We start from the raw sequence: 12,356 nt of genomic DNA on the forward strand, positions 1-12,356 counted from the left end.
CCACCCTCCCCCCGCCCACACCCCCGGACAAATACCGATTCACCCGACGGCTATCACAGCCCCGCTATGCGCCGCCGCGTTAAGATCTTGCCCGTCCACTGCACACCCCTGGACCGCAAAGGCGCCGGATGCGCGACCCCGTCCCGACCGTCACCGGACTGCGGCAAGCGGGCCGGGAACTCGCCGCGACCCTCCAGATCGTCCAGGACGGGCGGCCCGCCGCCTCGCCGCCGCGGTTTCCCGCCGGCGCCTTCCCCGAGGACTATGTCGCGCTGATCTCCCGAAGCGGCCCGGGAACGCTCGCGGGCGTGCTCCGCCTTCTCGCTCCCGGCTGCGCCGAGGAGGGCTTCGACAGCGAGGCCGAGCAGCGCAAGGTCACACCACCGCATCCACAGGCGCGGCTCTAAGGCGTGTTCGCCGGCGGGGAGACGTGCTGGTGGCTGCCGTTCGACGACGACCCCGCCCGCTGGCTGGTCGCGCTCGACGGGCACGGGGCGCAGCAGCTCAACCTCACCACCACCGAGTTCCTCGGCGAGTGGCTGGACGGCCTCCTCGACCTGCCCGTCCTTGCCCTCCCGCCCGTAGCGCGCGAGCGCACGCTCGTCCCCGCCGGCCACCCGGTGGGCCCCACCCCTCCGGCCGAGGGCGGGACGCGGGATCCGCTGGCCCAACTGCAGACCATCGTTGGGCCGGGGACTCCGGGCACGTACGACTGGAAGGCCATCGAGCGGCAGTTGGGCGTCCCGCGGCTGCCCGCCGATTACAAACGCCTGTACGAGACCTACTGCTACGGCCATTGGATCGTTTTCAACGGCTTCTTCATCGAACACCCGGACGACCTGGCCTCCCGGCACACGTCCCATGCCGAGCTGCTCCTGGAGATGGCGAGGCCGAAGCCGGAGTGGGGGCTTGACGGAAAACCTCGCCCCGTAGTGCATCCCGAGCCGGGCGGCCTGCTGTACTGCGGGAGCACCGAAGGCCGCGACTGGCTTTTGTGGGACACCGGCGATCCCGATCCCGACCGCTGGACCGTGCGGACCGATCATGGCGAAGAGGCAGAGGGCGGCGGAACCATCACCGAGTTCCTGGTCGCCGAACTCACCGGTGTCGGTCCCGGCCTGACCGCTTCCGAACTCGGCGACCCCAAGACCTGGGCATGGCCTTTCTGGGGCCCCCGTCTCCCCCGCTCATACCCGCGCCGCCGACGCGCCCCGTCGTAGACAAGTCGGGGGTGTCCTCATGGGTTTCGGCGGCGGCTGTTTCGCTGGGTTTCTGCGGATGGCTCAGGTGACCATTGCGTCGTCGTGGTGCCGACTGAGCTCGGCCAGTGCGGCAATGCCGGGGTCGTTCGGGGTTTCCAGCGCCGGTAGACGACCACCACCGCGGTCGACCAGGACGATGGCGGTCGCGGTGAATCCCTCCATGAGGGACCGGAGGATCACGTGGTTCGAGCGCGCGTATCGGCGGATCAGGGCGTCCACGAACGTGCTGAAGACCTCAACGTCGATCTCACACTCGTCCGCCTCCATCGGGCCGAGACCCGATGGGAGGTCCGTCAGGGTGGCGAACGACTCCGCTGCGCGCAGGAAGACTTGAGCGACGCCTGTCGCAGGATTCCAGAGGACGCGTTGGCCGATCTGAAAGTACTGGCTCATCGCCCTCCTTGCCGCAGTGCGCTTGAGCAGGGTGCAGGTGATCGTCGATCCTAGAGTCCCCCGGTCGGTGCGGGACGTCTCGCTGCGCCCGTCCCACCGACGGATGCGTGGCTTTGGCGCGGCGCCTCGAAGGTGGGGCGGCGTTCTCCGGAGTGCGGTTCGTGATTCGGTCGTGCCGGCCTGGGGTCGCACTGAGAGCGACCGGGTCGTCCCCAGGCAGAACGGGGGGCTGTGCTCACCCCGGCCCTCAACCGGCACCTGAACGGCCCGGACGCTATGTGGGGGTGGACGACTCGTGGACGTGGCCGGATGAGGTGAAGATCAGGTAGCGGTCGAAGTCGGCGGCGAACCCGCGGTCGTAGGTGACGGCCAGGACGGTGCCCGAATAGGACGCCAGCCCCTTCTGGAGAGCTTCGGCGCTGGCCAAGTCGAGGTTGTCGGTCGGTTCGTCCAGGAGGAGCAGCGTCGCGCCGGACAGTTCCAGGAGCAGGATCTGCAGGCGGGCCTGCTGGCCGCCAGAGGGTCTCGAACGGGCGGGAGCCGGCGGGAGCCAGTTCGTAGCGGGCGAGCGCGGCCATGGCGTCGTTGCGGGTGAGCGCGTGCTGCGACATCACGATCTCAGCGGGCGTGCGGCCGTGCAGGTCGGGGCGGGTGTGCGTCTGAACGAAGAGGCCGGGCATCACGCGGGCGCCAAGGCAGAACTCGCCCGTGTGGGGGACGTCATGCCCGGCAAGCAGGCGCAGGTATGTCGATTTGCCCGAGCCGTTCGAGCCCAGCACCGCGACGCGTTCGCCGTACCAAATCTCGGTGTCGAAAGGATGCGTCAGGCCGGTCAGCTCCAGTGACTCGCAGATCAGCGCGCGTTTGCCGGTGCGACCGCCGCGGAGGCGCATCCGTACGTTCTGGTCCTTGGGTGCGCTGCGGGGCGGGCCCGCCTCCTCGAAGCGTTGGAGGCGAGTGCGGGCGGCCTGGTAGGAGGAAGCCACCGCGTCGTTGTTGGCGGCGCGCTGGCGGAGTACGTGGACGAGTTGTTTCAGGCGCGTGTGCTCGTCGTCCCAGCGGCGGCGCCGCTCGTGGAGGCGTTCGGTGCGTTCGCGGCGGGCCCGCGCGTAGCCCGTGAAACCGCCGCCGTGGATCCAGATGTCGCATGACTCCACGGTGATGATCCGGTCGGCCGTGTCGGCGATGAGTCGCCGGTCGTGGGACACCAGGAGAACGGTCTTGACCGTGGCACGCAGCTTCTCCGCCAGCCATTCCTTCGCCGGCACGTCCAGGTAGTTGTCGGGCTCGTCGAGGAAGAGCACCTCGTCCGGGCCGCAGAGGAGTGCCTCCAGGACGAGACGCTTCTGCTCCCCGCCCGAAAGGGTCGTCACGCCGCGGGCCTTCGCCTCGTCGAACGGCAGGCCGAGCGCGGCCGTCATGCAGGCGTCCCAGACGACCTCGATGTCGTAGCCGCCCGCGTCCGTGTAGTCGGTGATCGCCTCGGCGTAGGCGAGCTGGCTGGGCTCGCCGTCGTCCAGGCCGCGTTCGGCGCGGGCCAGGCGGTCCGCCGCGTCGCGTACTCGTTCGGGGGCCACCGACAGCAGCAGGTCGTGGACGGTTCGGCCGTCGCGGATGCCGCCGATGAACTGCCGCATCACGCCGAGGCCGCCGGTGCTGGTCACGACGCCGTCCGACGGCTGGACATCACCCGCGATCAGCCGCAGGAGCGTGGTCTTGCCCGCCCCGTTCGGGCCGACGAGCGCGGCCTTCGCACCCTCTCCCACGCGGAAGGAGACATCGTCCAGCAAGAGGCGCCCGTCGGGCAGCACGTAGGTCAGCCGGCTCGCCTCGATGTGCCCCATCCGGCCTCCTAGGACAGCGGTCGAGTCACTCGACCAATGATTTGGTACCCGTTCAATGTACTAGTCTCGGTCGCATGACGGAGAGCGTGTGGTTGCGCGAAGGGCACCGGTCGCGGCGGGAGGGGCCACCGCTGTCCCGGGAGCGGATCGTCGCCGAGGCCGTGGTGCTGCTGGACGAGGAGGGCGTCGGACGGCTCACCATGCGACGCCTCGCCGAGCGCCTCGACACCGGATCCACGACCCTGTACTGGCACGTCAAGACCAAGGACGACGTCCTGGAACTGGCACTCGACACGATCTTCGGTGACGTCCCGCTGCCGGAGACCGGAGCTCGGTGCCGCGCCGGCGTCATCGCCCTGATGTCAGGCTGGCGGCGCGCGATGCTCGACCATCCGTGGTCGGCGGCGGTTCTGGGCGGGCGTCCTCTGCTCGGCCCCAACGTGCTCGCTCGCACCGATTTCCTCTACGCGACGCTGGCCACGACCGGCCTGGCCGGCACCCGGCTCGCCACCGCCGCCTACGCAGTGGCGAACTACGTCATCGGGTCAGCGCTCATGCAGGTCGGCGCGCAGAGCGACACGGCGAGCGCCGCCGCCGAGCACCTCGCCCGGAACCGCGATCTGTACCCGGCTCTCGCCGAGCACGGCCATCTGGACGACGGCGACTGCGACGCCGCGTTCGTCCAGGGGCTCGACTATCTCCTCGACGGGATCGGCTGCGTCACTTCCCCGTGAGGGTCACGACCTTGAGGCCGGGCGCCTTGGCGATCTCGTTGGAGCAGAAGCGTTCGGTGACCCACTGGTTCTTGGAGAAGAGGCGGGTCTGGTCGGCGTAGTGCGGGGATGTCGGGTCGGCCGACTGGGAGTAGGTGAGGAGAGTTCGGGTGTCGGGGCAGGCGTCGCCGTCGAAGCTGACCACCTGGATGTAGCTGGAGCCCATGGTGACCTCCGTGTAACCCTTGCCCGGCGTCCACGGTGCCTCGATCTTGTTGAGGATGCCGAGGTCCTCGGTGCCACCGGCGAGCGGGATTTTCTCGCCGTTGCGGGTGACGTACTGGTGGTCACCTAGGGGCGCGTCGAGTAGGATGTTCGACTTGCGTAGTTCGTCGACTGCGTCGATCAGGGCCTTGCGGGCGGCCCAGGAGCCGGTGTTGAAGTCGCGTGGGGTGTGGACTGGGTCGGAGGCGTTGAACGGCGTCTTCCACAGGTCCCAGGCGGAAAGGGCCTTGCGCCAGTAGCGGTCGAAGAGGAGGGCGCCTCGGCTGTCGGTGTTGGCCGTCCTGTCCCACTTGGCCAGGACGTCGCAGGGTTCGCCGAGGTGCATGTCGCGGCACATCTCCACGGTGCCGGCGGCGGCCAGTTCGCCCGCCTGGTTGCGGTTCGCGAAGACCAGGTTCTGCATGTCGGCGCGGGTGAACTTGCTCTTTGCCAGCTGGTCCCGGACGGAGATGATGCCGCTTCGGGTGCGCAGGCTGCGCGCGGTCTTCTCGTCGCCGATGATGCGGTCGTAGCCGGTCAGCGGCTCGTCCGGGTTCGACAGCCAGTAGCTGTCGTTGGAGTTGGTGACATAGTCGCCCCGAGTCAGCACCGGATACCGGTCGGGGTCGAGAATGCCCGGCTGGACGGTTCCGGGGGCGTTCCCAGGTGCGCACGACGAGCGGGTGCCGTCCAAGATCGCGAGGCCCGCCTGGCGGAACGTCAAGTGTCCGAGGAGGCTGTTGCAGCGGTCCGCGAACGCGTTCGTGACGTTCGGCAGCACCTGGATCTGCGCGAACAGCGTCTCCCCGCGCGAGTCGGACGCGATGGTGTTGACCCAAGGGAGCCCCTGGGTCTGCTTCAGCGCGCGGACGGCGTCGTCGGTGGTGCGGGCCTTGTCCAAGGCGAGCGAGGTGTTGGCCAGGCGCAGGTTGGTGGCGTTCGGGTCGGTGATCGCGTACGCGTTCCAGGTCGTCCACGGGAGCCCGATGGACGAGACGGACGTGACGATCGGCCCGTAGCGGCTCCGCCACTGGGTCTTCGCGACCGGCTTGAGCGATCCATCGGGCTGCTTCACCTGGACGGTGACCCGCCGCTGGGTCATCCTCTCGATCTTGCCGTCCACGAAGTAGGACGTCGGGTCGCCCGGCACCAGCCGCAGCTCGGTCAGGCTGAACGGGACGCCGGTCGCGACGGTGTGGCTCCACGCGAACGTCGAGGTGTGGCCGATGTTGACGGACGGCGCGCCGAGCAGCGCGGCGCCGCTCACGTCCAGCTTCCCGGGGATCGTCTGCTGCATCTGCCAGAAGCGCCGCCCGTTGTGCCAGGGATAGTGCGGGTTGCCGAGGAGCAGGCCGCGCCCGTTCGCGGTGGCGTCGGCGCCCACGGCGATCGCGTTGCTGCCCATGTCGGTGTTCGCCAGCAGCTTGCGGGCGCCCTCGGCGGTCTTCTGCAGGGACGCGGTCTTGGGCTGCGCACCGTCCGGCGGCGCCGCCTCGGTGATCTGGTCGGTGACCATGCCGGAGCCGCCGAGCATGGCGAGGGCGTAGCCGCGCCGGTAGACGTCCATCTCGGTGATGGGCCGCAGCCACGCGGCACCCTTGCACGCCGGGTCGGTGATCTTGCCTTCGCTCAGGTAGCGGTTGTAGCCGGCCGCCCAGCCCCGGCTGAGCTCGCGCACCTCGCCGGTCGGCCCGTCGGGCGCGGGCGCGGCGGCGAGCCGTTCGACGATGCCGCTGTCGTTGATGGCGGTGAAGAAGACGTCGCTGGCCAGGTTGGTGGACGCCGACGACAGCGCCTTGTCCGGCGAGGCGTCCGGTCCGAAGTACTTGGAGCGTTCCCCGTGGAGCGTGATGACGCCCTGCGCGATCAGGCAGATGTTGTCCTTCGCCGCCGCGTAGCCGGTGCCGTATCCGAGGCCCGCGTAGTCCGGTGCCGTGATGTGCGGGATGCCGTACTCGGTGTAGCGGATGGTCGCCGACATGCCGCCCTCGCCAACGGTGGCCGCGGACGCGGACACGGGCGTCAGCACGGCGGCGGCGAGCAGGGCGGCTCCGGCAATGCGCGGACCGGTACGCGGCATGGGCGCTCCTTGATCACAGAAGTCCCGCAAAATTGGCATAAGCCGCCGCGTTCGGCAAGACCTACGGGACGAGGCCGGGGAGGTCGGCGGCGTGATCGTGCAGGTAGGCGCCGAGGGTCTCGGGGATCAGGGCGAGAGGGGCCAGCGAGTCGGGCGCGCAGGGGACAATGTCGACGTCGTAGCGGCCGTTCGAAGGGTCGTCGAATTCGGGGCCGTGGCGGCGCGACAAGTCCATCGAAGTCAGGCGGCAGACATAGAAGGTGTTGAGCCGGTGCAGGTCCGGCGACTGCTCCGCGCACGCGAAGACCTGGCGCAGCGGGCCCGCCGTCGCGCCGAGTTCCTCGTCCAGTTCGCGGCGCAGCGCGGCCTCCGAAGACGCGTCGGAAGGCTCGATCTTGCCGCCCGGAGTCGTCCAGTAGACGGGGCGGCCGGGGCGGGTGCGGCGGATCAGGACGAGCGCGTCGCCGTCCAGCAGAAGGGCTCGGACGGCGCGGCGGATTCTCACGAGTTCAGATAAGCCAGCACGGCGAGGACGCGGCGGTGCCCGCTGTCCGAAGGCGGCAGGCCCAGCTTGGCGAACACGGCGCCGATGTGCTTGCTGACCGACCGCTCGGTGATGACCAGTGTGGACGCGATCGTGGCGTTGTCGAGGCCCTGCGCCATCAGGCCGAGGACCTCGCGTTCGCGGGGCGTGAGCGCCTGCAGCGGGTCCTGCCGGGTCGTCATCAGCTGGGACACGACCTCGGGGTCGAGGGCGGTGCCGCCGGCGGCGACGCGGTCCAGGGCGTCCAGGAACTCGTCGATGCGGCTGACGCGGTCCTTCAGCAGGTAGCCGATGCCCTCGGCGCCACCGGCGAGCAGTTCGGCGGCGTAGGTCTCCTCGACGTACTGGGACAGCACGAGCAGCGGCAGGCCGGGGATCCGCTTGCGCGCCTCGATCGCCGCGCGCAGCCCCTCGTCGCGGAACCCGGGCGGCAGCCGGACGTCGAGGACGGCGGCGTCCGGACGGTGCTCCAGGATGGCGGGCAGCACATCAGGTCCTTGCCCGGCGACGGCGACGACCTCGTGCCCGCCCGCGTTCAGCAGCATGACGAGCCCCTCGCGGAGCAGGACGTTGTCCTCGGCGATCACGATCCGCACGGCAGGTCCACCTCGAGCGTCGTCCCTTCTCCGTGGGGGCTGTCGATGCGGGTCGTCCCGTCGAGCGCCGCCACCCGGCGGCGGATGCCCGCGAGGCCGCTCCCCCTGTCCGGGTCGGCCCCGCCCTTGCCATCATCGCGCACGCTGATCACCAGGCGGGCCGGTTCGCGCCGCAGTACCACCCGGCCGTGCCGGGCGCCGCTGTGCTTGGCGACGTTGGTGAGGGCCTCGGCGACGACGAAGTAGGCGGCGGCCTCGACGGCGGCGGGCGCCCGCCCGTCCGCGACGTCCATCTCGATCGGGATCGGCTGCCCGGCGGCGAGCGCGCGCAGCGCCCCAGCGAGACCGCGGTCGGACAGGATCGGCGGGTAGATGCCGCGGATCACGGTGCGCAGCTGCGTCAGCGCCTCCTCGATGCCGTCGCGCGCCTCCAGGAACAGGTCGCGGGCGGCGTCCGGGTCCGTCCGGTAGCGGCGGTCGGCGAGGCCGAGGCGCAGCGCGGCGGCGACGAGCTGCGCCTGCGTCCCGTCGTGCAGGTCGCGTTCGATGCGGCGCAGCTCCGCGCCGTGCGCCTCCAGGGCCTCGGCGCGGGTCTCGGTCAGTTCCTCGACCCGCTCGGCGAGGCTCGTGCGGCCGGTCGGGCCGAGCAGCGCCGCGGCGAGCCGGGCCTGCCAGCGGACGAGCCGCGGCACCAGCCACAGCAGGATGAACAGGTCGAGCGCCCCCTGGACGAACGGCATCGTCAGCGCCTTCGGCCAGCTGTCCAGCGTGATGATCGCCGACGTGGAGCCCTCGGGCGCCGCCCACCACCACAGCGGCAGCGACAGCGTGAACGGGATCGCCGGCCAGACCCCCACCGCCAGCACCGCGGCCACCAGGCCGGTGAGGCCGTGCGCCGCCATCCAGGCCGCGTCCCGCCAGGTGGTCCACGACCCGGCCAGTCGGCGTCCCGCCGCCACGCCCTCGCCGACCGGCCAGTACGGCGCAGGGATCTCGCGGCCGAGCAGCCGGCCGGCGCGGCGGCGTTCGGCGTCCGCGAGCGCGCGCAGCGGCCGCACCGCCGACGGCAGCCACGGCAGGGCGAGGGGCAGCAGGACGGCGAACGCCAGCAGCGGGCCCAGCCCGAGCAGCGCGGGCAGGGCGGTGCGGAGGGCGCGGACCAGTTCGCGGGTCGCCTCCGCGCTGCGATTCAGTGCGCTTCTCATGTCACCTCGCCGCTCACCGTAAGGGACCGGGAGGTCCCGCGCAGCCGGGCCCGCCCCCGGAAAGAGGGTGTAGCCCGCTACACCAGGGTGCCCGGAACGACGGAACCGTGCGGGTCGTCCCCCGGGCGGGCCCGCCGCCGTTACGATCGCCACTGGCATGCTCTGTACCGGAACGGCGTGAAATGGATGATGTGGAGGTCCGGCACCTGCCGGGCGACCTGCCGCAGCTGTTCGGCGACGGCGTCGGGGACGACACCGCCGCGCGGACGCTGTCGGCGCCGCTGCCCGACGGGGATCTCGTCTGGCCCGACCCCGGCTACCCGCAGCGGCGGCCGGACCTGCGGCCCGCGTTCTGGCTGAGCGACGACCCCGTCGGCGCCGAGCTGTGGGCCGCGCTGCGCGCCGAGCACCACCGGTCCGGGCTGTGGCCGCTGCTGATGGACGAGACCGACCAGCCCTGGGCGGCCGGCCAGATCGCGCCGGAGCCGGTCGGCGAGGTCGCCAACTACCACCCCCACGCGTTCATGTACGAGGTGTGGGCCGACTTCGCCGAGCAGGCGGCCGACGAGGACCTGGACGACCTCGCCCCCTACGGCCGGCACTGCCCCGGCCCCGCCCCCGCCGGGGTGCCGCTCGACGACCCGGGCACGGTGGCCGACCGCTACGCCCGCGTCCTCGCCGGCCGCGGCCTGCCGCTCGGCCTGGCCGCCGTCGGCCGCGGCGCCGACGCGCTGACCGCCGTCGGCTGGCAGGGCGCCCTCAACCACAACGAGTGGACGGCGCCGCTGTCGGCCGTCCTGCGCAGCTGGGAGGACCGGTTCGGCGCCCGCGTCATCGGGCTCGGGTTCAACACGCTGGAGCTCAGCGTCGCCGCGCCGCCGGTCACCACCCGGCACGCCGTCCATGTCGCGGCCGAGCACTGGACGTTCTGCCCCGACATCCTGTTCCAGGGGCCCGGCACCCTCGCCGGGTACGCGGAGGAGATCCGCGGCAGGACCCACTGGTCGTTCTGGTGGGACTGACCCGCTGATCCAAAACGTGGTCATGCCGCGTGAACGTCCAGGTCATCCCTGGTGAGACGGGTCCGCCGGGCGGTTACGGTGGGGCGGGTGAGCACCGGGGCGCGACCATGACCGAGGAATCCGGCGGCCGGCATGTGGCGGAGCTGCTGCGCACCTGGCGGCAGCCGGTGCTCGACCGCTGGATCGAGCTGGTCGGCACCGGCGTCCGCACACGGATGACCGAGCGGGAGATCAGGGCGGAACTGACCGAGCTGTACGACCTCGTCGAGCGGGCCCTCCGCGGCGACCGCACGGCCGCCGGGGAGCTGCGGGCGGCGCTGGCGGAGATCTCGCGCACCCGGGCCCGGCAGAGGTTCAGCCCGACCGAGACGGCGGTCGGCGTGTTCGCGCTCAAGCAGGCGCTGTACGAGCAGGTCCGGTCCACGCGGGACCAGCGCGCCTACGGCGAGCTCATCGACTTCTCGGCCTACGTGGACGAGCTCGGGCTGGCGACGTTCGAGACCTACGCGGCCGCCCGCGAGCAGGTCATCGCCGACCAGGCCGAGCAGCTCCTGGAGCTGTCGACGCCCGTGGTGCGGCTGTGGGACGGGATCCTCGGCGTCCCGCTCGTCGGCACCCTGGACTCGGCCCGCACCCAGGTGGTGATGGAGACGCTGCTGGAGTCGCTGGTGGACACCGGCTCCCGGTTCGCGGTGATCGATATCACCGGGGTCTCCGCCGTGGACACCGAGGTCGCCCAGCACCTGCTGAAGACCGTGATGGCGGCCCGGCTGATGGGCACCGAGTGCGTGATCTCCGGCGTCCGGCCGCAGATCGCGCAGACGATCGTGGCGCTCGGCATCGAGTTCGGCGACATCGTCACGAAGGCCGACCTCGCCGACGCGCTGGCGTACACGCTGCGGCGCAGCGGGCTGCGCCCGGTCCGGGACGCGGAGGCCTGATGGAGCGCGTGCCCATCCTGAAGATCGGGGACGTCCTGCTCGTGTCGATCCAGGTCGACCTGCAGGACCAGACCGTGCTGGCCCTGCAGGAGGATCTGGCGGAGCGCATCGTCGCCACCGGCGCCCGCGGCGTGATCATCGACATCACGGCGGTGGACATCGTCGACTCGTTCATCGGCCGGACGTTCGCCACCATCGCGTCCATGTCGCGGCTCATGGACGCCGAGACGGTCGTGGTCGGGATGCGTCCCGCCGTGGCGATCACGCTGGTGGAGCTCGGGCTCTCGCTCGGCGGGGTGCGCACGGCGCTGGACCTGGAGAAGGGCATGCGGCTGCTCGGCGCCTCCGCGGACGGCCCGGCGGACGGGCCGTGACGTCCCCGGCCGGGGAGGAGGTGCCGATCGCGTCGGGCGATGACGTGGTGCGCGTCCGGCAGCTGGTGCGGGCCGCCGCGGCGGCGGCCGGGCTGTCCCTGGTCGACCAGACCAAGATCGTCACGGCGGCCAGCGAGCTGGCGCGCAACACCTACGCGCACGGCGGCGGCGGCACCATGCGCATCGAGCCGGCGGACGGCGAGCGGGGCCGCCCGGGGATCCGCATCGTCTTCCACGACGACGGCCCCGGCATCGCGGACGTGGAGCAGGCCCTCACCGAGGGCTGGTCGAGCGGCACCGGGCTCGGCCTCGGCCTGTCCGGGGCGCGCCGGCTGAGCGACGAGTTCAGCATGACGAGCGAGGCCGGGAAGGGCACCACGGTGACGGTGGCCAAATGGCCGCGCTGACCGGGGACGGCTGGACGACCAGCCCGCCCGCCGGCGACTCGCTGCGGCTGCGGGTGGAGGAGCAGAGCGCCGCGGCCGGGGTGCGGCGGCGGGTCACCGCGCTCGCCGAGCGGCTCGGGTTCGCCGGGGAGCGCCTCGAACAGGTGCGGCTCGCGGCGACCGAGGCCGCGACGAACCTCGTCGAGCACGCGCGGCAGGGCGAGATGCTCGTCCGCATCGTGCGGGACGACGGGCGCGCCGTGCTGGAGTTCGTCGCCCTCGACCGCGGGCCCGGCATCGCCGACGTGCCGGTGTCCCGGCTGGACGGCTTCTCGACCCGCGGCACGCTCGGCCTGGGGCTGGGCTCGATCGAGCGGCTCGCCGACGGGTGCGGGATGTACTCGCTCCCCCAGACCGGCACGGTGCTGTACGCGCGGTTCCGGCCGCCGGGCGCAGCCGCCCATCCGGACGCGGCGGAACCGCCATTCGCCGGCCTGACGGTGCCGATCGAGGGCGAGGAGGAGTGCGGCGACGCCTACACGGCCCGGCTGGTGGACGGGACGGTCTACGCGCTGCTCTGCGACGGGCTCGGGCACGGGCCGCTGGCCGCGCGGTGGGCAAGCGTCAGGGGCCCAAGCTACGCCCAGAGCAACTCGGCGACTTGTCTCTTATACACACCCCCGAGCCCACAACACCAACACCGAACACGCATACTCACATCAGTATTAAATA

General features: G+C 71.6%; 13 protein-coding genes and 1 pseudogene. 8 read left to right on the forward strand and 6 right to left on the reverse strand.

Features of this window, described 5'->3' with window-relative positions:
• Window positions 1–128: 128 nt before the first annotated feature.
• Both HUX53_RS39295 and HUX53_RS39300 read left to right on the forward strand, forming a co-directional pair.
• Window positions 129–407 carry a hypothetical protein gene (locus HUX53_RS39295; RefSeq protein ID WP_176408342.1) on the forward strand — a complete coding sequence of 93 codons (279 nt, stop codon included), beginning with the start codon at window positions 129–131 and terminating at the stop codon, window positions 405–407.
• 3 nt (window positions 408–410) lie between these two features.
• Window positions 411–1,220 (forward strand): hypothetical protein, encoded by an 810-nt coding sequence (locus HUX53_RS39300; RefSeq protein ID WP_176408343.1) that lies wholly within the window; start codon window positions 411–413, stop codon window positions 1,218–1,220.
• 63 nt (window positions 1,221–1,283) lie between these two features.
• On the opposite strand, the gene HUX53_RS39305 is transcribed toward HUX53_RS39300, so the two are convergent.
• Both HUX53_RS39305 and HUX53_RS39310 read right to left on the reverse strand, forming a co-directional pair.
• A complete protein-coding gene (locus tag HUX53_RS39305; protein ID WP_176408344.1) occupies window positions 1,284–1,655 on the reverse strand; it encodes a DUF6086 family protein in 372 nt (123 codons plus the stop codon).
• 274 nt (window positions 1,656–1,929) lie between these two features.
• Window positions 1,930–3,499: pseudogene (locus tag HUX53_RS39310) on the reverse strand (ABC-F family ATP-binding cassette domain-containing protein).
• A gap of 74 nt (window positions 3,500–3,573) precedes the next feature.
• On the opposite strand from HUX53_RS39310, the gene HUX53_RS39315 reads away from it, so the two are divergent.
• Window positions 3,574–4,233, forward strand: coding sequence for a TetR/AcrR family transcriptional regulator C-terminal domain-containing protein (locus tag HUX53_RS39315; protein ID WP_176408345.1), 660 nt, complete (start codon window positions 3,574–3,576; stop codon window positions 4,231–4,233).
• Here HUX53_RS39315 and HUX53_RS39320 read toward each other — a convergent pair.
• From HUX53_RS39320 to HUX53_RS39335, 4 genes are all read right to left on the reverse strand, one after another.
• On the reverse strand, window positions 4,220–6,556 hold the full coding sequence (locus HUX53_RS39320) for a penicillin acylase family protein (protein ID WP_176408346.1): 2,337 nt from the start codon (window positions 6,554–6,556) through the stop codon (window positions 4,220–4,222). The two genes, HUX53_RS39315 and HUX53_RS39320, sit on opposite strands and share 14 nt — an antisense overlap.
• Before the next feature lie 61 nt (window positions 6,557–6,617).
• Window positions 6,618–7,061 (reverse strand): NUDIX domain-containing protein, encoded by a 444-nt coding sequence (locus HUX53_RS39325; protein WP_176408347.1) that lies wholly within the window; start codon window positions 7,059–7,061, stop codon window positions 6,618–6,620.
• Window positions 7,058–7,696, reverse strand: a complete 639-nt coding sequence (locus HUX53_RS39330; protein ID WP_176408348.1) for a response regulator transcription factor — start codon at window positions 7,694–7,696, stop codon at window positions 7,058–7,060. Before HUX53_RS39330 ends, HUX53_RS39325 begins: the two co-directional genes overlap by 4 nt.
• The gene (locus HUX53_RS39335) at window positions 7,684–8,901 is read right to left on the reverse strand and encodes a sensor histidine kinase (RefSeq protein ID WP_176408349.1); all 1,218 of its coding nucleotides are present in this window, start codon (window positions 8,899–8,901) and stop codon (window positions 7,684–7,686) included. Before HUX53_RS39335 ends, HUX53_RS39330 begins: the two co-directional genes overlap by 13 nt.
• 182 nt (window positions 8,902–9,083) lie before the next feature.
• Here HUX53_RS39335 and HUX53_RS39340 point away from each other — a divergent pair, with 182 nt between their 5' ends.
• From HUX53_RS39340 to HUX53_RS39360, 5 genes are all read left to right on the forward strand, one after another.
• Entirely contained in the window at window positions 9,084–9,923 is an 840-nt protein-coding gene (locus HUX53_RS39340; RefSeq protein WP_176408350.1) for a DUF4253 domain-containing protein, read from the forward strand.
• A gap of 107 nt (window positions 9,924–10,030) precedes the next feature.
• On the forward strand, window positions 10,031–10,864 hold the full coding sequence (locus HUX53_RS39345) for an STAS domain-containing protein (protein WP_176408351.1): 834 nt from the start codon (window positions 10,031–10,033) through the stop codon (window positions 10,862–10,864).
• On the forward strand, window positions 10,864–11,238 hold the full coding sequence (locus HUX53_RS39350) for an STAS domain-containing protein (protein WP_176408352.1): 375 nt from the start codon (window positions 10,864–10,866) through the stop codon (window positions 11,236–11,238). Before HUX53_RS39345 ends, HUX53_RS39350 begins: the two co-directional genes overlap by 1 nt.
• Window positions 11,235–11,645, forward strand: a complete 411-nt coding sequence (locus HUX53_RS39355) for an ATP-binding protein (protein ID WP_176408353.1) — start codon at window positions 11,235–11,237, stop codon at window positions 11,643–11,645. Before HUX53_RS39350 ends, HUX53_RS39355 begins: the two co-directional genes overlap by 4 nt.
• Window positions 11,633–12,356, forward strand: a 724-nt coding sequence (locus tag HUX53_RS39360) for an anti-sigma regulatory factor (protein WP_176408354.1), incomplete at its 3' end; no start/stop codon positions are given. The genes HUX53_RS39355 and HUX53_RS39360, both read left to right, overlap by 13 nt.

This window comes from Actinomadura sp. BRA 177, assembly GCF_013372625.1.
Taxonomy (GTDB): domain Bacteria; phylum Actinomycetota; class Actinomycetes; order Streptosporangiales; family Streptosporangiaceae; genus Spirillospora.